The sequence below is a fragment of the Gluconobacter sp. genome (genome assembly GCF_047723935.1).
Taxonomy (GTDB): Bacteria; Pseudomonadota; Alphaproteobacteria; order Acetobacterales; family Acetobacteraceae; genus Gluconobacter.
This window is the reverse complement of record NZ_JBDOBO010000021.1, coordinates 23,346-43,775: the sequence shown is the minus strand read 5'-3', so window position 1 is coordinate 43,775 and position 20,430 is coordinate 23,346. Positions and strand designations below refer to the sequence as shown.

At 55.0% G+C, this 20,430-nt stretch carries 17 protein-coding genes and 1 pseudogene; 6 read left to right on the top strand and 12 right to left on the bottom strand.

Annotated elements, in window-relative coordinates:
- The first annotated feature begins 178 nt into the window (after positions 1-178).
- Positions 179-2,110 carry a Hint domain-containing protein gene (locus ABF979_RS09255; protein ID WP_415559333.1) on the top strand — a complete coding sequence of 644 codons (1,932 nt, stop codon included), beginning with the start codon at positions 179-181 and terminating at the stop codon, positions 2,108-2,110.
- A 114-nt stretch (positions 2,111-2,224) separates the two neighbouring features.
- Here ABF979_RS09255 and ABF979_RS09250 read toward each other — a convergent pair.
- The 12 genes and pseudogenes from ABF979_RS09250 to ABF979_RS09195 all read right to left on the bottom strand — a co-directional run.
- A pseudogene (locus tag ABF979_RS09250) lies at positions 2,225-2,572 on the bottom strand (transposase); the annotation flags it as partial.
- A 196-nt stretch (positions 2,573-2,768) separates the two neighbouring features.
- Positions 2,769-5,345, bottom strand: coding sequence for a TonB-dependent receptor plug domain-containing protein (locus tag ABF979_RS09245; protein WP_415559331.1), 2,577 nt, complete (start codon positions 5,343-5,345; stop codon positions 2,769-2,771).
- Positions 5,346-5,459: 114 nt separating this feature from the next.
- A complete protein-coding gene (locus ABF979_RS09240) occupies positions 5,460-6,728 on the bottom strand; it encodes an ArgE/DapE family deacylase (RefSeq protein WP_415559330.1) in 1,269 nt (422 codons plus the stop codon).
- A gap of 112 nt (positions 6,729-6,840) precedes the next feature.
- Positions 6,841-7,569, bottom strand: a complete 729-nt coding sequence (locus ABF979_RS09235) for an amino acid ABC transporter ATP-binding protein (protein WP_202207978.1) — start codon at positions 7,567-7,569, stop codon at positions 6,841-6,843.
- Positions 7,566-10,454 carry an FAD-dependent oxidoreductase gene (locus tag ABF979_RS09230; RefSeq protein WP_415559327.1) on the bottom strand — a complete coding sequence of 963 codons (2,889 nt, stop codon included), beginning with the start codon at positions 10,452-10,454 and terminating at the stop codon, positions 7,566-7,568. The genes ABF979_RS09235 and ABF979_RS09230 overlap by 4 nt, the downstream gene beginning before the upstream one ends.
- Positions 10,454-11,185 carry an amino acid ABC transporter permease gene (locus ABF979_RS09225; RefSeq protein ID WP_415559325.1) on the bottom strand — a complete coding sequence of 244 codons (732 nt, stop codon included), beginning with the start codon at positions 11,183-11,185 and terminating at the stop codon, positions 10,454-10,456. Before ABF979_RS09225 ends, ABF979_RS09230 begins: the two co-directional genes overlap by 1 nt.
- 28 nt (positions 11,186-11,213) lie before the next feature.
- Entirely contained in the window at positions 11,214-12,071 is an 858-nt protein-coding gene (locus ABF979_RS09220; RefSeq protein ID WP_415559323.1) for a transporter substrate-binding domain-containing protein, read from the bottom strand.
- Position 12,072: 1 nt separating this feature from the next.
- Positions 12,073-12,963, bottom strand: a complete 891-nt coding sequence (locus tag ABF979_RS09215; RefSeq protein WP_215750180.1) for a dihydrodipicolinate synthase family protein — start codon at positions 12,961-12,963, stop codon at positions 12,073-12,075.
- A gap of 26 nt (positions 12,964-12,989) precedes the next feature.
- Positions 12,990-13,763: an amino acid ABC transporter ATP-binding protein gene (locus ABF979_RS09210; RefSeq protein ID WP_415559321.1), complete on the bottom strand. Its 774-nt coding sequence runs from the start codon at positions 13,761-13,763 to the stop codon at positions 12,990-12,992.
- Positions 13,750-14,403 (bottom strand): amino acid ABC transporter permease, encoded by a 654-nt coding sequence (locus tag ABF979_RS09205; RefSeq protein ID WP_415559319.1) that lies wholly within the window; start codon positions 14,401-14,403, stop codon positions 13,750-13,752. The genes ABF979_RS09210 and ABF979_RS09205 overlap by 14 nt, the downstream gene beginning before the upstream one ends.
- On the bottom strand, positions 14,400-15,059 hold the full coding sequence (locus tag ABF979_RS09200) for an amino acid ABC transporter permease (RefSeq protein ID WP_415559317.1): 660 nt from the start codon (positions 15,057-15,059) through the stop codon (positions 14,400-14,402). The genes ABF979_RS09205 and ABF979_RS09200 overlap by 4 nt, the downstream gene beginning before the upstream one ends.
- Positions 15,056-15,850, bottom strand: coding sequence for a transporter substrate-binding domain-containing protein (locus ABF979_RS09195; protein WP_415559335.1), 795 nt, complete (start codon positions 15,848-15,850; stop codon positions 15,056-15,058). Before ABF979_RS09195 ends, ABF979_RS09200 begins: the two co-directional genes overlap by 4 nt.
- Before the next feature lie 132 nt (positions 15,851-15,982).
- Between ABF979_RS09195 and ABF979_RS09190 the strand changes: the two genes are divergently transcribed.
- From ABF979_RS09190 to ABF979_RS09170, 5 genes are read left to right on the top strand one after another with little or no spacing between them, the layout of a single operon-like run.
- Positions 15,983-16,258: a 2Fe-2S iron-sulfur cluster-binding protein gene (locus ABF979_RS09190; RefSeq protein WP_415559315.1), complete on the top strand. Its 276-nt coding sequence runs from the start codon at positions 15,983-15,985 to the stop codon at positions 16,256-16,258.
- Positions 16,245-17,666, top strand: a complete 1,422-nt coding sequence (locus ABF979_RS09185) for an FAD-dependent oxidoreductase (RefSeq protein ID WP_415559314.1) — start codon at positions 16,245-16,247, stop codon at positions 17,664-17,666. The genes ABF979_RS09190 and ABF979_RS09185 overlap by 14 nt, the downstream gene beginning before the upstream one ends.
- The gene (locus tag ABF979_RS09180; RefSeq protein WP_415559312.1) at positions 17,663-18,817 is read left to right on the top strand and encodes an NAD(P)/FAD-dependent oxidoreductase; all 1,155 of its coding nucleotides are present in this window, start codon (positions 17,663-17,665) and stop codon (positions 18,815-18,817) included. Before ABF979_RS09185 ends, ABF979_RS09180 begins: the two co-directional genes overlap by 4 nt.
- Positions 18,814-19,755, top strand: coding sequence for a dihydrodipicolinate synthase family protein (locus ABF979_RS09175; RefSeq protein WP_415559310.1), 942 nt, complete (start codon positions 18,814-18,816; stop codon positions 19,753-19,755). The genes ABF979_RS09180 and ABF979_RS09175 overlap by 4 nt, the downstream gene beginning before the upstream one ends.
- On the top strand, positions 19,755-20,408 hold the full coding sequence (locus ABF979_RS09170) for a GntR family transcriptional regulator (protein WP_237390014.1): 654 nt from the start codon (positions 19,755-19,757) through the stop codon (positions 20,406-20,408). The genes ABF979_RS09175 and ABF979_RS09170 overlap by 1 nt, the downstream gene beginning before the upstream one ends.
- The last annotated feature ends 22 nt before the right edge of the window (positions 20,409-20,430 follow it).

The window sequence follows — 20,430 nt, the reverse complement described above, 5'->3', positions numbered from 1 at the left end:
TTATAAATCAAACCAAATATAAAAACGAAAAAACCAAAAGATCAAGTAATCGTGATCGTTTTTTGCTTGATGTTTATTGCTTTAAGAAATTTTAGACGTTAGCGTTTGGTTTCTGCAAACGTCCCAAGCATGGCCATTGTTCGTGTTTGCGAGAATGAAGATTTTAAGGAATAAAATCATGAGTAGTGCAGGAACTTATTATACGTATGTAACTGATGCTGAAGGTAATCCTGTCCTGGATACCAACGGCAATAAACAGATTGAAACAACCTGGACCATTACTGAAGAGACTGGCCTATTTGGTGCCAAGACAGGAAACTCGACAGTAACAGTTCAGGATTCTTCGGGACAGACCATTGAAACGCTTACTGGCGTCCCGGATGGTATCTTGGCTGCACATATCCAGACTGGAGCCAACGCTACAAATGGTAGCCTTCTGAGCGTCCTGGGTGGCCAATGGGTATCCGTTCCTGGATCCAGCGGGACGATTAATATTGTTCTTTCGGCCTTGTCTGCCCCTACTTTTACAATTGGCGGCACGACAAATATCAATTTCGTAGTCAATGCAGCAACCGCTATCACCATAGATATATATGGTGGAACGGCTTCTTTCTCAGGCGGCTTAGTTGCCGGCGCCCTAAGTGGTTCTACCATTAATATTGGCTATGGCGGAACTTATAATGGTAATACGCAGCTCATCAGCCTTCTTCAGGGTACAACCGTTAACTTTACCAGCGGCGGCGGGACCCTGGTTTTAAATGGTGGCGGTGTTTTCCTAAACTTATCAGGAACATCAATCACCGGGTATGACCCCAGATACAATACAATAGAAATTGAGAATACAGTCGCTCCGGTTTCGGGCTATGTGATTTCTGGATCTGGAACGTCCCGTACCATTACGCTTCAAGGAAGCGACGGCCAAGATATTGCCAGTTATTCCGTAACCCTTGCAGACGGCGCCAATGTTCCTACGGGCACCTTCGACAACGCTGCAAACTCACAGAATTTGGTAACCAACCCTCTAAGAATCACTTATTCTAATGGGAACACATATATTGGTGCCTGTTTTCTGGCAGGAAGCATGATCAAAACGCCAGATGGCGATGTAGCTGTTGAAGAAATTTTGGCTGGTGACAAAGTCATTGCATTCGATTGGAAAGAAGGCAAAAACGTTGTTCGTCCAGTTGTGTGGGCTGGAAAAACACGGGCGAGTATTCGCTATGGTCTACCCGACGATGAAGCTGGTTACCCTGTACGCATTCTACAGAATGCGATTAGCGATGGCGTTCCCTATAAAGACATGCTGATCACGCCAGAGCATTGCCTCTTTTTTAATGGCAAGTTCGTACCTGCACGTATGCTGGTAAATGGAGAGACTATTTTTTATGACAAAAGCATTACGTCATATGAATATTACCATGTAGAAACGGACCAACATTCTGTTATCATATCAGATGGTGTTCTCACGGAAAGCTATCTGGACACAGGCAATCGCCATACCTTTCGGCAGGAAGGAAATGTAGTGAATTTTGGAGGGCCTTTAAAAAGCTGGGAAGGCGACGCAGCGGCACCTTTGGATGTTGACCGCTCTTTTGTTGAGCCCCTGTTCCATCAGCTTCAAGAGCGAGCCAACAAAACTGCACAACTGTCGAAATCTGCAAAGCAATCCAATTTAACAAGCAATTCAGATCTTCATCTTGTTACTAATAACGGTACTGTTATTCGCAAGGCTCGTGAAGCCAACGGACGCATGGTCTTTATGATACCGGCCAGTGCCAAAACTGTACGCCTCGTGTCTCGTGCATCGCGCCCGTGCGACACTATCGGCCCTTTCGTTGATGACCGTCGTCAACTTGGAGTCCTCGTAGGCCAAATTACCCTTTTCGAAAACAGCCATTCCAAAAATCTTACGGATCACTATACCTCCGGAATTTTGGATGGCTGGAACAATCTGGAACAGGAAAATTTGCGCTGGACGACTGGAAATGGGTTTCTTGATTTGGGTAAGAGGTCTCCTGACAGTATTGCAATACTGGCTATCCAAGTGTTGGCCAGTGGCCCTTATTTGTTAAATGATACAACAAAAACAACCAGCGCAATTACGGCTTAATTCTAAATCCACAAGTATCCTTGCCCCATCCTTAAAAAGATGGGGCTAATCCAACTATCAGAAAAAATTTATTCCATTAATTTCCGAAGACACTCCAAGGTCAGGACGCATTGATCAGAGCCAGAAGATGACAATGGCAGCGAGTACAATGCCGGAGAAGAAAGTTGTGGGGTATCTGTCGTAGCCGGTCACAACGCGGCGGCAGTCCTTAAGACGTCCGAACATGATCTAGATGCAGTTGCGCCGTCTGCAGCGGCGCCTGTCGTTATTTGACAGCCTTGTTCCGGGATTTTTGGCCCGAGATGCAGGGCTTGATGCCCTTTTCCTGCAAGGCGTCCCTGAACCAGTCAACGTTATAACCCGATCTCTCGGCATCAATTGTGCTGCGGCAAGGCTGTCCAGACGGGTAGTGACACCGATATAATTACTGATCAGTCCCTCTTCCATGAAGAAACTGAGCGGTCATATGCCTTGATCGATGCGGTGTGCTTTAGGGTAAGTCGCATCAATCATGATGCTCTACTTTCCTCGCAACTAGGACGCCCATCATCTGAGCGAAAATCGCCAGTGGCCCACCAATGACACATCTGTCGTATACTTCGAAAAAAGAAAAAAACGAAGTGGGTCAGTAATGACCCACTCCCCCATAACTCTTTCTTCAGAGCGTGAAGTTGATACGTCCATAGTAATAGCCACCCGTCATCGGGACCTGCGATGAGAAAGTATCATACGGATTGGCGCCAAGCTGGTTCAGTTCGCCTGGCAGCTTACGCGGTCGGATATTGAACACGTTATTCGCACCTACAGCGACATGCCAGCGCGAATTAAAACGATATCCAATCTCAAGATCCGTCAACCACCGGGGTGAATTCTTGAACTGGGCAAAGCAGGAACTGGACTGGGCAAGCTGCTTTCCGTCGATCGGGCAGATTGATGCTGTTGGCGTCCAGTCCTGATACGTCATCATCCCAGTCGTCTCGCCGTAACGCGTCTGACGAACATTGATATCCCAGTTTCCAACAGTCCAGAGAGCGTTCAGAATAATCTTGCTACGCGGATACGCCGTAGTGAGATACGCAATGTTCTGAGCGTTCAGCAACGGAGACCCCGTTGAAGACATACCGTTATGCGTCAAACGCGTGCGGTTCAGATCCAGTGCCATGGACAGCGTCAGATTACCATAACGATGCAAGCGGAACATATAATCCGCCTTGATATCAAGCCCTTGCGTCCGTGTGCTGGCTCCGTTTGTGAAGTAATAGGTCTGCACGGAATTTTCAGAAATCTGCGTTAAGGCTGGTAACGAAACACCCATTCCTTCAAGAGCTGCAATGGCTGGTGCTCCCGTCACGTTGCCGCCCTGAACAACACGGTCACGAATGTTGATCTGGTAAACATCCGTTTCAATATGAAATCCATCAATTGGTTCAAGTACGATACCACCCGTCGCACTGGTGGAACGTTCAGGCTTCAGGGGTGTGGCGCCCGTCGCACGCGCTTCGGACGACGAAACTGGTAGCAGCCCCAGAACTGATGTCGGGCCAACGTTAATGGCACTGTAATGCTGCTCGGCCATCGTTGGCGCACGGAAGCCGTTGCTGATGGTCGCACGCAGGCCAATACGGCGCGTGATATCATAACGGGTCGAAACCTTGCCGTTCTCGGTATTGCCGACATCGGTATAGTGCTCAAAACGACCGGCGAAATCCAGATCCCAGTTCTTCAGCGGGTGGAAATCACCATCCAGATATGCCGCCCAGACATCACGGTCCCACTTCCCCGCATCCTGCGGCGTCAGGCCAGCGAGGGCCGAAGTTCCCCCATATTCATAAGACGCCGGTTCACCAGCAAGAATAGTATACTGCTCAAGCCGGTGCTCACCACCAAATGCGAGCGTCATCGGCACAACATTCGCGATATTAAAATTCCGGCGAAAATCGAGATTATTAGTCCATTGGGCTAGTCGGAAGTTCGATGTCCGCACAGTGGTCGGTGAGTAGCCCGTTGTCGCATACATGTTCGGGTTGGTCGTATTCTGGTTGGAAATCTTATCCAGATCCTCGCCCCAGGTGCTGCTTAGATCCCAGTCGAATCCGAAGAGATGACGCCCCTTCAGACCGAGGGTTGCTGCATAGTCGTTCTCGTCGATCGTCTCCAATGGCGAATAGCCATATGGGAAAAGTTCCGGATTACTCGCGCTGCTCCCAGAAGGAATACGATAGTTCTCGTATGCTTCGGCATGACGGTGCGCGTAAGTGACCTGACCGTAAAAATCGACGTTGTCCGTCAGCTTCTTGCCGAAATCAATCCCGAGGTTCTCGCGCGTCTCCTCGGGCGTGCTCATGATCTTGTTGGAGTTCTTGGGAACCTTGACCGACCCCGTGTAGAGCTCGTTGGCAGCCCCTGCCGGAACATAACCAGCCAAGCGGTTATCTACCGTGTTGGTTACGAAATGATCCGTATGGTACACTTGCCCGGAAATATGGAGATAACCGTCGCGCCCAAGCTTCAGACCTCCATCAGCATTAAGCTGATATTGCCAACCATCCCCATTATAAGCATTCGCGCCAGTCTGGGCACTCATGTTCAGCCCATGATCCTGCTTCCTGGTGATGATGTTCACAACGCCAGCAATGGCGTCGGAGCCATACATTGCCGCAGCACCGTCCTCGAGCACTTCGATATGATCGATCATATTCGAAGGAATCATGTTCAAATCAACTGGAGTGGCACCAAAGTTCGGCCCGGCGTCAGCATTGATGTTTGCAGTAGTATGACGCCTTTTGCCATCTACCAGAACCAGAACCTGATTCGGATTAAGGCCCCGCATTCGGATGAATGACGTCAACGCACCTGCGTCATTGCCCATCGTACTCATGTTGATGGAAGGATAGGTTTTCGTCAGGGCCTCAGCCAGATTCATCATGCCAGACCGACGCAACGCAGCTCCAGAAAGAACTGTGATGGGACTTGTGCTCTGACGAGCATGGCGGTTGGTGGCGTGAGTACCCGTGACGATCAGACCTTCTTCACCACCAGAAATGGACTTTACTTGATGAGCACGGGCCAGAGCCTTCTGGGTAGCGGGACGCACGGTTGCAGGCTTTTGGAACGCCTTGTGCGTGGGCGCCTTCACCTGCCCTGCTGGCACGCTTATCGTTTCAGCCAGAAGCGGGCTGGTGCCGAAACTGACTGAAAGGAAGGTGGAATAAAGCGCAAATTTCCTGATGTTCATAATCGGCTCCATTGCCCTGCCCGCGCAGGGATATCAGTCGGTTTTTTCAAGGCGATGCGGAAGTCTTCTCAAACGAGGCTCTTTCCGCGTCGAACATTCAAAAGACGTTAAGGATCACGCAGCTTCGGAACGCAGGAGTTGCGAAAGCGCCCCTGCAACCACTTTTGTCGCGCGTCGCATGTCTTCGAGAACCACGTGTTCGTTGGCGCGATGGCCATTGGCATCCTGTAGACGGCGCGGCCCGGCCCCATACAGAACAGTCGGGCAGCCCCAATTGCTGTAGATCCGTGCATCGGTGAAGAGCGGCATGCCTTTCTGGGCAATCCGTTCGCCAAAGGCGGCTTCCGCAGCATCCTGTAATGCTTTGATCAGCGGTGCCTGACCTTCTGTAGGCACCAGTGGCAAAGCCAGAAGATGTTGCGACACAACACACTCCACACCGGGCATATCTGCCGCCTGAGCAATCACGCGCCGCAACTCTGCTTCAACGTCAGCAGCCTGTTCGTCAGGCAATATCCGTCGTTCCAAACGGAACTGCGCCTGGGCAGGCACAACGTTGGCGGCAATGCCTCCCTCAATTGTCCCGATCACAAGCGTAGGAGAGTCGATCCCCTCGATGGCACTTCGATGTTCAGACAGACCGTCACGATAAGTATAGAGCGCTGTCATCACCCGACAGGCCGTTTCGATCGCATCCGCACCTGTTTCAGGCCAGGCAGAATGCGCAGACTTGCCCGTGAATATGATATCCAACTGAAGGCTACCATTGTGGGCGATCATCACATCATAGGTAAAACCAGCGCTGATGACGTAATCCGGCTTGCTCAGCCCCTCAGAAAGAAGCCATCCGGGACCGACGTGACCACCTATTTCTTCATCATAGGTCAGATGGAGTTCAACCGTTCCTGACAGATCGGTACAGACTTCCCGCAAAGCCTGAAGCGCGAAAGCATAGGTCGCGAAATCAGACTTTGAAACCGCCGCACCGCGCCCATACAACCGTCCATCCTCAATAACACCCCCATAGGGATCATGAGTCCATCCGTCTCCCGGCGGGACTACATCACCATGTGCATTGAGGGCAACGACCGGCCCAGATCCATCGCCAAAGCGCTCCCGAATGATCAGATTCGTGGCACTCTTCATGCCATACTGCCCCACAACGCTCTGTGGAACAGGATGACACTCGACCTCAAAGCCAAGGTCTTTCAGGCGCTCAGCCGAAAAATAAGCATGCGGCGCGCAGTCGCCGGGTGGATTGTCCGAAGGAACACCGACGAGCGCCTGCAGGAAAGGAACCTGCCGCGCATCGAAGTCACGATCAATGACGCCACCGAGGCGATTGGCCACCGTCTTTTCACAACAGGAATCGTTTCCCAGCATAGCGCCTCCCATCGGATCTTCGTTCCGTCCTCGATTCATATTCTCTTTGTATACCGAATGAATTCGATCAAGAAGCGGAATGTTACGCCCATGCGAAAAATTTTTAACTTTTTTACGAAACCTCTTCGAAGCGTAGAAAAGACTGGGCACGCGGCGAGCATTTTCCTGCAAAGAAATCCTCCGCCGGACAGTCATCAACAATCTCACCCGCGTCCACGAACAGGATCCGTGTCGCTACCTGGCGTGCAAATCCCATTTCGTGCGTCACGCACATCATGGTCATTCCATCGCGCGCCAATTCTGTCATGACCTGAAGGACTTCCTGAACCATCTCTGGATCCAGTGCGGAAGTTGGCTCATCGAACAGCATGACATCCGGCTTCATCGCAAGAGCCCGTGCGATCGCTGCACGCTGCTGCTGGCCACCTGACAACGCAATTGGATACTTGCTCGCATGACGCTCAAGACCAACACGACGCAACAACGCTTCCGCCAAAGGGCGGATTTCGGCGCTGTTACGCTTCTGCACAATGCGCGGCGCCAACATTATGTTTTCCAGAATGGTCAGGTGTGAAAACAGTTCAAAGCTCTGGAAGACCATCCCCGCCTTCGCCCTTAGCGCCGAGTGATTGGTCTGCGCTGAACGAACTGCCATTCCATCCACGTAGATCTGGCCGCTTTCGAACGTTTCGAGCGCATTGATGCATTTGATAAGCGTGGATTTCCCAGAACCGGACGGCCCGCAGACAACTACGACCTCCCCTTTGGAGATCTTTGCCGAACATCCTTTGAGCACCTGAAAAGCACCGTAGGATTTTGTCACCTTCTCAAGTGTGATCATGACGGATTTCCATAAAAACGGATTGGAGAAAAGATCCCCAGATCAGCCCGCTCGCAGCGCCCCAACAGCATGTCGGCCACGTGACGACCCATGGCAGGCGCCAGCGTCACGCCGTTGGCTGTCACCGCCGTAAAGAAGCCCGGAACATCCGGGCTTTCCCCAAGAATGGGCGCCCCATCGACATCAATGTTCATGGCAGCCCAACTCCGAACGATATTAACAGCAGCCAGAGCCGGAACCAGGCGCTGAGCAACCCACAGATTGCCTTCAAGATTTTCCCGCAGCGGACGGGGATGACCATGCACAGGATCGAGGCCCGCACTCCAGCCACCGCCGATCAATAGCGAGCCATTCGCCGCCTGCTTAAGCGTCAGGTGACGGCTCGCATGGGCAAGAAGAGAATGTACCAGCGGAGCAACAGGTTCAGTGACAATCATCTGCAACGGAGCGCCAAAAACAGGCAGTGTCCGTCCCACAAGCCCTGCGACCTCACCCGCATAGGCACCCGCCGCATTCACCACGGCACCAGCCGACCATCTCCGCGCGCCTGCCCGGACGGCAAACCGTTTGCCTTCACGATCAATCGCGGACAGCGGCGTCAATTCCTCGATGCACACGCCTGCCTTGCGGGCGTGCGCCAAAACGGCCTGCGTCGCAGCCATCGGATTGATCTTACCTTCCTCAAAACAGTACGCTCCCCCAAGAAACCCCTCACGCAGATTGGGTTCGATCCGCCGCAATTCATCCGGATCCAAGATCCGTGCATCCACGCCCAAAGACTGCTCGACCGCAACCTTGCTCCGCAGGCGCGTCATGTCAGCGTCTGTTTCCGCAACGACCAGTCCTCCGCAGATCTTGATTTCCAGATCCCGGTCAAACCGGCCCCGAAGCGCCTCCCACATTCTGATCGATTCACGCTGCAGTGCCAGTGTCCGGGCAGGCATAGACGGCCCATCACTGTCTGCACTTGCGTCGAAGGCCATAAGTTGAGCATGCAGGCTTCCCGCATTCCCTCCCGAGGCCATGGCTCCTGCACGCCCCTTTTCCAGCACCACGACGGACTTTCCTGCTTCAGCCAGAAAAAGGGCTGCAAAAAGTCCGACGATCCCAGCCCCAACGACGACGACATCCACCATTTCGTCAGAAATTTCGGGTGTCCGCAGCGGCGTTCCGAGACCCGAAGGAATGGTCACACGACGGTGCCCGCGCCACTCAGGCTTCTGACGAGCTAGCGCGGACACTGGCACCGGACGCAATGGAACTTGCGGCGCTGTAAAATCGCGCTCGCTGGTCGCAGAAGGCAGAACTGCCATCAGTGCCGCCTGACAGAAACGTCCCTGACAACGCCCCATTCCCGCCCGCGTCGTGCGCTTGAGAGTGGCCAGATCGTTAATGCCATCTTCTGCCATCCGCCCCAGGACGGTCCCCGCTGAAACGCATTCACATCGACATAGAACCATTTGGCCTTCCGGTGAGGGCAACGTGATGACAGGACTGTAGAGTTTCCATAGAAGAGACTGGAAACGCTCGCTTCGCCGATAGATCCGCAGGGCCCGTTCCAAGCCCTTCGAAGCCTCCCGTCGCTCCAGTTCCAAAAGTCGTCCCGCACACAGTTCGCCCTGAGCCTGTGCAAGAAGAGCCCCGCCAAAGCGTCCCGCTTCACCGATAATGAAGACATCGTGCTGATCCGTGCGCCCGTCGGGAGTACGCCCGGTTTCAGGATGAATGACTGGCCACGTCCGCACCTGCTGTTGACACCCCAGCAGCCGGGGCAATTCTCCCGCCGGGACAAAGCCGTCACCAAGACAGACCGTCTGTATATCCAACCAACGGTTTTGACCGTCCACGTTCCGTACGCAGGCTCGTTCGACACGCTCGTTTCCTTCAATGCGTGTCACGACACTGCTCCACAGTACGGGAACTCCAGCCCGGCGAAGCGTCAACAGATGCTGCACACCAGAAAGAGCCAGCCGTGGGGAAGCCGCTGAAAGCTGGCCAGTTAGAACAGCCCGCGTCATAGGATCAGGCGCGGCCTCCACGACGGCAGCCACCTCAGCACCCCGCCTGACCAGTTCGGCCGCAAGCTGCAGATTGAGCGGACCGTTTCCAGCGACAAGAATCCGGCCGGGCGAAACCGTCTCATAGGCCCGCAGTAATGTCTGAGCAGCACCGGTTGTCATCACGCCCGGAAGCGTCCAACCGGGCCTGGGTTGGGGTGTTTCCTGCCCACCAGTCGCTATGACGATCCGCTTTGGCCGAATATAAAACGCTTCACCATCCCTGAGACCACCGATGACGAGCGCACCTTGTTCGCGATAGGCACACCAGACGAGCGTATCGTGCCACAACTGCGCACCGCTCTGCTGCATGGCTTCAATCAGCGCCCGCCCTCGGCGAGCCTGACTATCCTGATGCTGCGGATTTACGGCATTCTGCTTGAAATACTGACCACCCGGAATATGCCGCTCGTCAAGCAGCAGAACGTCCAGCCCCCCCTCAGCCAGTTTTGTCGCTGCGACTAAACCTGCTGGCCCCGCACCAATTACCAGAACGTCACATGTATGCTCGACCAACTGGTTCTGTTCGCCATCGATGACATCCGTAGCCAGTGCCTGCGCGATTGTGACATCCGGCAGGCGTGCATTGCGATGGACCACCATTCCTTCTCGCACTGGCGTCATGCATCCACGGAGGGACATCCGCCCGTCCACGTTTAGCAGACACTCCTGACATGCCCCAATGCCGCACAGCGGTCCGCGTGCCGAACCATCAGATGCTACGCGATGCACAATTTTTCCCGCCGCCACCAAAGCAGCCGTCAGAGTCTGGCCTGGCTTCGCTGAAAGCGTATTGCCATCAAACGTGAAACTCAGAGTGTCAGCCATCAGCGCGCATCCTGTGTGCTGACAGGCAAACTGATGATATCTTCCGGGATCAGACGCTGCTGTCGGAGATACGGACGCTCAGCATAACGCTCAATCCGGCGCTGAAGAAAATCCCACGCTGTGGTCATTAGTAAGTAATACAACGCCGCTACCGAAAACAGCTCCAGCACCATGAACTGATCCTGCACAAGGATCTGGCTGCGTTGCATGAGTTCTTCCATGGAAATAACGGACGTCACACTTGTCGTTTTCAGCAGGCCATTCACTGAATTGCCCAAAGGCGGAATAACAAGACGAAACGCCTGCGGAAATGCGATACGCCAAGCGATCTGTCGTTCGCTCAAACCCAGCGCGCGCGCTGCCGCAATCTGCCCTGCAGGCACGGCATTAAGTCCCGAACGGATGATTTCTGCCAGATAGGCCGCTTCATTCAGCGTTAAGCCGATAATCGAGCACGCCATTACGCTCAAACGGATATCCAACTTGGGCAATCCGGCGTAGATTACCACAAGCTGTACCAGCAAAGGCGTGCCCCTGAAAAACCAGACATAAAAGCGCGCAGGCCAAGACAGCAAAGGGCGGCGAGATCGTTTCATAAGTGCAACAATAAGCCCCAGAAGAAACCCTAGCACCATCGCGACCGCCGTCATGTAGACGGTGAGAAGTGCTCCGCGAAAAATATACGGGCTGCCGAGATAGGTGAAGAAGCCCTGCCAACTCCAGATCTGCATGTCGATGCCCCGTTTCAGCGTATGAAAATTAGCGTGTGTTGTCGGAAAAATGAGGCTTGGAAACTGTGATGTGCCCCGGGAACGGAGCAACGCCATAAGGCGCCATGAGACGGGCCAGCGTGCCATCCTGCCGCATGCCTTCCAGAACCGACGCCAGTTGCTGTGCCAGCGCCGGATCGCGGAGCGCTAACGCTACCGCTGTGGGATACAGCCCCGCCAGAACAGGCCGGACGCCTCCCTGATGAGCATTGCGCTGCGCTACAGCATCAATAGAAAGCACGGCTGTAATCTGCTTTGCCCGCAAAGCAGCGAAGGCAATCCCAACATTCTGGAACGTTTTAATTTCAAGCCCTGGCCGGTTGCTCGCTCGGAGCGCCTGATCTGCTTCGCGTGCATGACGCTCTTCGATCCCCCCCATTTCCACCCCAACTGATGTGCCGGAAAGGTCCTCAAGTCGGGCCGGACGAAGGGTCGTATCGTTATTCAGGGATACACTGATCGCCTGAATCTCGTAGGGGATCATCTCCATCAGCTTTGCGCGCTGAGACGTATAGAACATTCCAGTGTTGATAACGTCCCAGCGCTTTTCGAGAAGGCCAAGCGTGAGTTGCGCAAAAGAGGTCGAGAGAAAGACCGGCTTCAGACAGAGCCTGCGAGCCAGTTCGTCTCCCAGTTCCATCCGCATACCGGCAATCCGCCCATCTACCGTCACATATTGCAATGGCGGCAGCGTTGGATTGGTCGCCATGACAAGCTGACCTGGCGAAATCAAGCCAGGGACTACAGTCGGGCATGGTGTGGCCTGCGCTGCCTGCCACCCGAAACACAGAACCGCACAAAACAGCCCTTTGCCTCGCAACACACGTGACAGAGCCCCCTTAGCCATTTCAGGCACCTTCTTCGAACCGGAGGCCCAGATCCTTAACAATCTGAAGCGCACGGGCATCGTCCGTAGCCGGCAGCGGCAGGCGCGGGGCACGCGGGCCGCCAACATCGAATCCCATATGTTTCAGGAGAGCTTTCGTCCCCGAAACATAGCCCTGCCCGCCTACGAACTGGATCAGCGGCACATGGCGGAAATACATTTCCCGCGCTTTGCCAATGTCCTTGTACCCATCAGAGAGATTAAAAATCTCACTCATGACATGTGGCGCCACGTTGGACGCGACAGCGACCCAGCCGATCGCTCCTTCAAGGAAACTCTCGAAGCCCATGATCCCGCCAAAAACTGATAGCCGATCACCACACAGACGGATGATGTCCCGTACGCGGGTGACATCCATTGTGGATTCCTTGATCAGGCAGCAGTTATCAATATGCGACAGACGTGCCACCAGTTCGGGCTTAAGGTCCACATTTGCTGTTGCCGGGTTGTTGTAAAGCATGATCGGCAGGCCAATCGCATCCGAGATACGGCGATAGTGAACAAAAAGTTCATCGTCTGTTGGCGTGGAGTAGAATGGCGGAATGATCATCACGCCATCCGCACCCAGGCGCTCGGCCTCCTGACTGTAGCGGATCACGTCATAGGTGTTTTCTGCGCCCGTGCCGATAAACACCGGAACACGTCCTGCGGCTTGTTCGATCACTGTCTGTGCAACAAGCGTGCGCTCATCATCCGTCAGTGACAGGAACTCTCCTGTGGAACCGAGCGGAATAAGACCAGCGATCCCCTGAGCAATCTGCCAATCCGTGAAGCGTCGAAGCCCCGGAACATCAATATGTCCCTCGCTGTCATACGGCGTGATCATGACGGTGTAAGTGCCGCGAAATTTCATGGATTTTTCCTTTATTACTCGAGACATCATTGTTGTGGGCCAAGCTGGCCCACGGGCAGACCAGCCCCGGGGTCACTGCCATGGGTATTCATGAACGCTGCGATATCGGGCTCTTGCGCGGCCTCTCTCAGGCCGTTGCCCACAGCCCGAACGCGACCATCCTCCAGCAGGACGATCCGATCTGACAGTGACGAGACGACACTCATCGCATGCGAAACCTGAACGACGGTCATGCCGTCACGCGCGAGGTCGCGCAGCAGCACGCTGACTTCATGAACCTTCCGCGGGTCCAACGCTGATGTCGGCTCGTCCAGAAGCAACAGCGCGGGCCGAAGCATCAAGGCACGTGCGATGGCAACACGTTGCTTCTGACCGCCCGAAAGGTCTGCAGGCAGCGCACCCGCCTTGTCGCCCAGCCCCAGCCGTTCGAGCAGCCCGCGCGCCTCATTCTCAGCCTCCGTGCGCGTTCGTTTCGCCGCGACGGTCGGTGCAAGGGTCAGATTGCGCAACACTGACATATGACCAAAGAGCCCGAACTGCTGGAAAACAATCGCCGATTGGTCTCGCAGGGTTTTTGCAGCGCCTGTCGCCGACATATCGACGACACGACCATCCACCGTCATGCTTCCCCGCACGACAGGTTGCAGCCCTATCAAGGTTCGCAGCAGCGTGGTTTTTCCTGATCCCGAAGGCCCGATGAAGCTGACGATCTCCCCGCGTTCAGCCACAAACCCAGCCTCCCGGAGCGTCTCGTTCTTTCCATGACGGACACAAACGTCCCGAACATCAATGTACGGCAATGCGTTTCTCCAGAAGACGGCTCAGACAGGTCAGCGGATAGGAAATAACGAAATAAAGCAGCAGTACCGCGCAGAAGACCTGCGCTGACGGCAGCCCGCGGCTGGAGAGGATCACACCGGCCTGGCTGAGTTCCACCACGCCGATCTGCGAGGCCAACGCCGTATCCTTGATAAAGAGCACCAGATATCCCACAGCAGGTGGAATCACGGCCGACATCGCCTGTGGCCCGATCACGTACCGCCAACGCGCCCAGGTTGGCAGGTTTAAGGCCAGTGCAGCCTCAACCTGTTCAACCGGGACCGTATTGATCCCGCCATGCAAAATTTCGCAGAGATATCCCGCTGCAATCAACCCGATTGAGCAGATCGCCACTCCAGTTGCTGAGACGTCTACCCCTGCCATTCCCGTACAGAAGAACAGAATATAAAGCGTCACGATGAACGGAATCCGCCGGATGGTCTGCACATATGCGACCGCCAGTGCCCGAAGCGGCAGCAACGCACGCCCTGCTGAAAACCGCAGCGCCGTCAGGAGAACTGCTCCGACGATCCCCAGACATCCTCCACCAAGAGACAGAACGATCGTCCGCAGCATCGCCTGCAGCAATAGCGCCATGTCATAATGCGAGAACGCAATCATACCATGCGCTCCATTGTGCGACGACACAGCACAAAAAAACCTGTCAATGCAAAGGACAGTACGGCGTACAAACCGCCGGTCACGAGCATGACTTCCAGAATGCGAAACGTTGTCGATCCGATATCATAGGCACGGCCCGTGAGGTCCTCGACACCAAAGATAGACGCCATTGCACTTCCCAGAATCATGATCTGAAAGTGATTGGCCAGTGCCGGGAACATCGTGCGTCCGACATGCGGCAATATGACCCGCAGATAGGTCTGACGACGGTTGAGGCCCAGCGTCAGAGCCACTTCATGATAGACTGGGGGCACCCTTGCCATACCAGCCCCAAGAATATCCGCCAGATACGCAGCCGCATTCAGCGTCATTCCAATGACAACGGACAGAAACGGTGACACCATCAGTCCCATCAGAGGTAGACAATAGAAAACCGCAAAAATCTGAGAGAGCTGCGGTGTATTGGTCAAAGCTGTGCTGTAACTGCGGCTTGCCTTGCACCAGAAGCCTTTATTTTCAAACCGCAAAACGACCAGAAGAACAGCCAGAAACAGCCCCAACCCAAAAGCAAGTGTCGCAATCAAGACTGTGACACCTACACCCCCCAGCAAAAAAGGCAGCCGCAACAGAACCGGATGAAAATTTAGCTGACTCATGGAACTGCCTGCGCAGAACCGGGGTCGAACCATTTGCGATAAATCGCCTCAAGCCGCCCGTCCTGCTCCATTGCTTCAAGCATATGATTCACATCTGCTCGCAGCGTCACGTCTCTACGGGCAAGGCCAATGCAGTCCTCCCCGACAGGCGGTGCAAACCCGCGAATGACAGTCCACCGAACCTGTGATTGCACCGGTAAGTAATGACCAACATATTCAATGACATCGACCATCGCATCTCCCCGTCCCTGCGCAAGAGCCCGAATTGCATCCGCGTAGCTATCCAGAAGCAGCATCGGCGCTTCTGGAGCATGCTCCCGCAGATACGCCACAGCCGTTGATCCTCGGACCTCCACGAACTGATGCATTCCTGAAAGCAGATCAGTAAACGACGAAATACCTCGCTCTTTTGGCGCAATGATTGCGAACTGCTCGGTATAAAGAGGATGGGAAAACGCGATGACCTGCGCTCTCTCCGGGGTGCGCGTCAGCCCGCCTAGAACGATATCAACCTTCCCTGCCAACAGATAGGGAATGCGACCACTGGACGACAGCGTGACAAAACGTGGTTCTACACCCAGCCCCAATGCAATGGCTTGCCCAACATCGACATCATAACCCGCCAGCTCGTTACGAACATCATATTGCCCCAAAGGCGGCAATCCGGCTTCCACGCCGATATTGATATGACCGCTCGCCCGGATGGCAGCGCTCTCCCTCGCTTCGGCTTTACCGAAAGCAAGAACACTGCAGACAGCGCAGAATCCCAGAAACTGGTTGATCCGGATCACTCTCAAGAAAGGTTTCCCTGATGCTGTGCGACTTTAGGGTTGCGGTTGTCAGATCACTGATCTAATTCGAATATACGTTATGTATACGATAGAAAACCCTCTAGAAGAATTTTCTTCTCCGGACCGATCCAGATGAGCAACGAAAACTCCCCGATCACTTTTGTTTTTCAAAGCCGATCGGGCACCCGCACGGTAAACGGCATTGAGGGGGAGCCTGTTGCAGCGGCTCTTCGTCGCTCAGGCATTCTCGAACTTGGACAATCCGGTATCGACGGCACCCCGCGGGGCGCTTTCTGTTTCATGGGGAGTTGTCAGGAATGCCGCGTTCTTATCAATGGCGCGATCGATTACGCCTGCAAAGCCTCCGTCCTTCCGAACATGACCGTTACGCCTTATGTCCAAGCTTGATCGATCCCCAGTCACCGTGATCGGTGGCGGAGTTGCGGGCAGCACCGCCGCCATTGCGCTTTCCCGCCACGGCCTTCCTGTCACGCTTATCGATGAACAGCCCTCAGCCGGTGGACAGATCTTTCGTGCTCCCTCTTCTTATGCACGTCAGACAGTTCCACCCAACCATGAATTCAGCGGAGGCGACGCCCTTCGCCAGAAGCTGGCCACCTCGAACGTCCGGGTCCGCCTTTCCACCCGCGTCTGGGGCCTATCTCCCAGCCTGACACTCGACCTACTTGGCCCTGATGGAATGGACCAGATTCCGCCTTCTACGGTGGTAGTGGCCAATGGTGCGACTGAGCGATTCTTTCCTTTTCAAGGCTGGACGACACCCCGCATTACCGGCCTTGCTGGCGCCAGTATTCTCATGCGTAATGGTGGAACATTACCAGGCCAAAGTGTCGTAGTTGCAGGCTCCGGGCCGCTTCTCTTTTCGGTCGCCCATCAGGTTCTTGAAATGGGCGGCAAAGTCACTGCGATTATAGATTCAGGCAACCGTGCCGACTGGGCCCGGCTGGGTGCCATGCTCACGCTCGATTCCTCTCGCCTCACGCAGGCTGCCGCGTGGATGCTTCGCTTACGCAAAGCTGGAATTCCAGTCCATCACCGCTCGTTCCTGTCGGCCGCGGAGGAAACTGAGACAGGCTTGCTTCTAACGGTCAGCGATATGGACCATCCGGAGCGTCACCACTTTTACACTGCCGAAGCCGCCGCATGTGGCTATGGTCTCAAGCCTTCGACACTCATTACGCGAACCGCTGGTGTTCAGCACCGCTATGATTCACTCGGTGGTTATCTCGAGCCCGTCACAGATGTCGCAGGTCGCACAAGCCGTCCCGATTTATACGTCACGGGAGACGCTGCGGGCATTCGTGGCATGGCCGTCGCCCGCCTACGCGGCCTTGTCACGGCCCATGCAGTCGCACACGATCGCAGGCTGATTTCAGCCAAGGCATATGCCCGCCTGACCACAACGCCGCTCCGGCATCTTCGCCGTCTTGATGCTGTCTCCCGCCGAATGCTGCCGCTTATGAACGCGGGGCGTACGATAGGTGCCCGTTTGCCTGATGATACCATCGTCTGTCGCTGCGAGCGTGTAAAAGCTGGAACATTACGAACCGCCATCCAGTCTGGCGCAGAAGATTTGAACCAGCTCAAGGCATGGACCCGCTGCGGCATGGGGCCCTGTCAAGGACGTATGTGTGAAGACAGCGCGCGTGCTCTTCTTACGGCTGCCTGCAACAGCACTCCCGAAGAGGCGGGCAGCTTCACGGCCCGCATACCTTTCTTTCCACTGCCCCTGACCTCCGTAACCGGAGAGTTCGCTTATTCCGATATCCCTTTACCAAAGGCGGCTCCGCTATGACCGTCGCATTTCATGAATCACCAGTGATCTATGATGCCATCATCATCGGGGCGGGTGTCATGGGGGCTACTACTGCCCTATTTCTCGCTCGTGCAGGCCTGAAAGTCGCTCTAGTTGACCGGCAAGATATGTTTCGTGCTGCTTCAGGTGTTAACGCTGGAACACTGACTTTGCACATGACGCGTGCGCAACTCATTCCTCACGCCATTCGTGGGCGGGAAATGTGGCTCAACAGCGCAGAATGGCTGGGCGAGGATGTCGGTGCCTTAGCCACGCCAGGGCTGTCCATGGCTTTTACCGAAGCAGAAGAAGATCTTCTTCGACAGCGCGCGAGCGTCCGTCAAAATATGGGTGCACCTATTGAGGTTATTTCGGCAGAAAAAGCCGTCAGCATTGAACCAGGCGTAAATCCCCGTCTGCGTGCCGCCGCCTATTGTGCGCTGGATGGTCATATCCCGACCTATCGCGTCGGAGGAGCCTATGCCCGCGCATTAAAAGAAGCTGGTATCACTCTCATCGAGAATGCTCCCGTCGAAAGTATTTCTTCCGTAAGAGGACAAGGTCATGAAATCCGCCTCACTGGTCACGCGCGCGCCATACACGGGCGCCGTGTGGTTCTTAGTACCGGTGCCTGGCTGGAAAAGATGCTTGGCTGGTTTGGACATGACATTTCAATCCGCTGCCTTATCAACCAACTCGTCGTTACAGAAACTCTGCCACCTGTCATGGGAAGCGTACTGAGCATCGCCAACGGTCTGCTTTCACTCAAACAGTTCGCCAATGGCAGTGTCCTGATTGGCGGAGGCTGGCAGGGTGAAGGCAACATTCGTGACGGTGGCACCCGCGTCATTCCCGAAAATCTTCAGGGTAACGTCCGCCTCGCCCAGCATGTCGTCCCTCGTCTGAACGAGGCACAGATCCTTCGGGTATGGCTGGGACTGGAATCTGAAACTCCAGATGCCATGCCGCTGATAGGCGCTCTTACACCTGATGATGATGCCTTTGTTGTTGGCTGCGTCCACTCGGGCTTTACCAGCGGCCCCTACATGGGTCGTCTCCTTGCCGAGCGCATTCTCGGCGCCGATCCCGACTTAAGCGCCTTTAATCCCTCACGTTTCTCCCCCTCTTCAGCCACCAGAGCCCAGCTATGATTCCCGCGTCTCCTACGCCGTTCCGGGGCGTTTACGCCGCCACGCTTGTGCCTTTTCTGGCTGATGACACGCTGGATGAAGCCCTTTTCAGTCAGCATCTTGCAGAGTGCACTGCGCCCCAAGGCATTGTCGGTATTCTCTGCAACGGTCATGCTGGCGAAAACCATCTTCTGACCCGAGCCGAAAAGCGCCGGGTGGTGGAACTGGCTACGGAAACCATCGGAAAAACACGGATCATTGTCTCCGGTGTCCTTTCCGAAGACCTTGATGAAGCCTGCGAGCACGCACGGGACGCCGTAGCTGCCGGCGCTGACGCACTTCTTGTGTTTCCACCCTTTTCCTGGGCCGTCTCACAGGACGCCGATGCCATTATCGCCCATCACACCGCGATCTGTGAAACGGTTGACGTCCCGATCATGCTTTATCAGTCCTCGATCAGCAGCGGAGGTATGGCCTATTCCCTACCAATTCTCGAAGCTTTGTTAAGGCTTCCGGGGGTCGTTGCCGTCAAGGAAGGCAGTTGGGAAGCCAATGCCTATGACCGACACCGCAGACTAGCCGCACGCATCGCGCCACACGTAGACGTTATGGCATCGGGAGACGAACATCTCCTTGCCTGTTTTGCTATCGGCACCACCGGTAGTCTCGTCAGCCTGGCCGCTATTCTGCCAAAGGCCATGGCCGGTCTGTTCCGCGCCATACGTGCAAACGACCTGCTTGCCGCGCAAAAGATCCATGAAGCTGTCCAGCCCCTCGCCAACCTGATCTACGGCCGTGCTCCAGGGGGACGAGCCACCCTACGGTTGAAAGCCTGCCTGGTCATGCAGGATAAATGGCCCTCCTGCCGCACGCGCAAGGCTTCTGATATCATCGCTCCAGAAGAATGGCAGGAACTGTCAACTGCATTGAAAACTGCCATGACAGTGGAAGGACCGTAATGAGCGATTACATGGTGGCCGATCGCGAGCAGAATCTCGCAGAACTGGCTTACACGCAGATTAAACGTATGATCCTTGAGAAAAAGCTACCCAGCGGCATGTCAGTCGTGGAAGGCCGTCTTGCGGACCATCTCGAAATTTCCCGCACACCTGTGCGCGAAGCCCTGATGCGCCTTGCTGCCGAAGACCTCCTGATCAAACAGGGATCGCGCTCTTTTGCCGTCCGTAATGTCTCGGCTATTGAGTTTTTTCAGGCCATTCATATCCGTGAAATTCTAGAGAGCGAAGCCATCGCCCTCTCGTTCGACAAACTCGACCGCGCCACGCTCGAGGAACTGCGTCGCGACATTGTGGAACTGGGAAAAACTCCCGACCAGACCGCCGCCCAATGGCAGCTTGATGACCGGCTTCACCGCATGTTCCCGACAGTTTCAGGAAATAGTGTTCTTCTCCGTACGATCGACGAACTCCGTACCCTTACCCGGCTGTGCGAAGTCACCTACCCCCTCGGTCGCGTCCCCTCTTCCACATCTGAGCATCTGGCCATTGTAGATGCCCTGCTTGCAGGCGATCGCGAGGCCGCACGCGCAGCCATGGTTACACATCTGCGCAATGTCGCGGCCGACTGCATGGACATTCTCAGGGGCGGCTAAAACGCCCCATCTTACAGGAGAC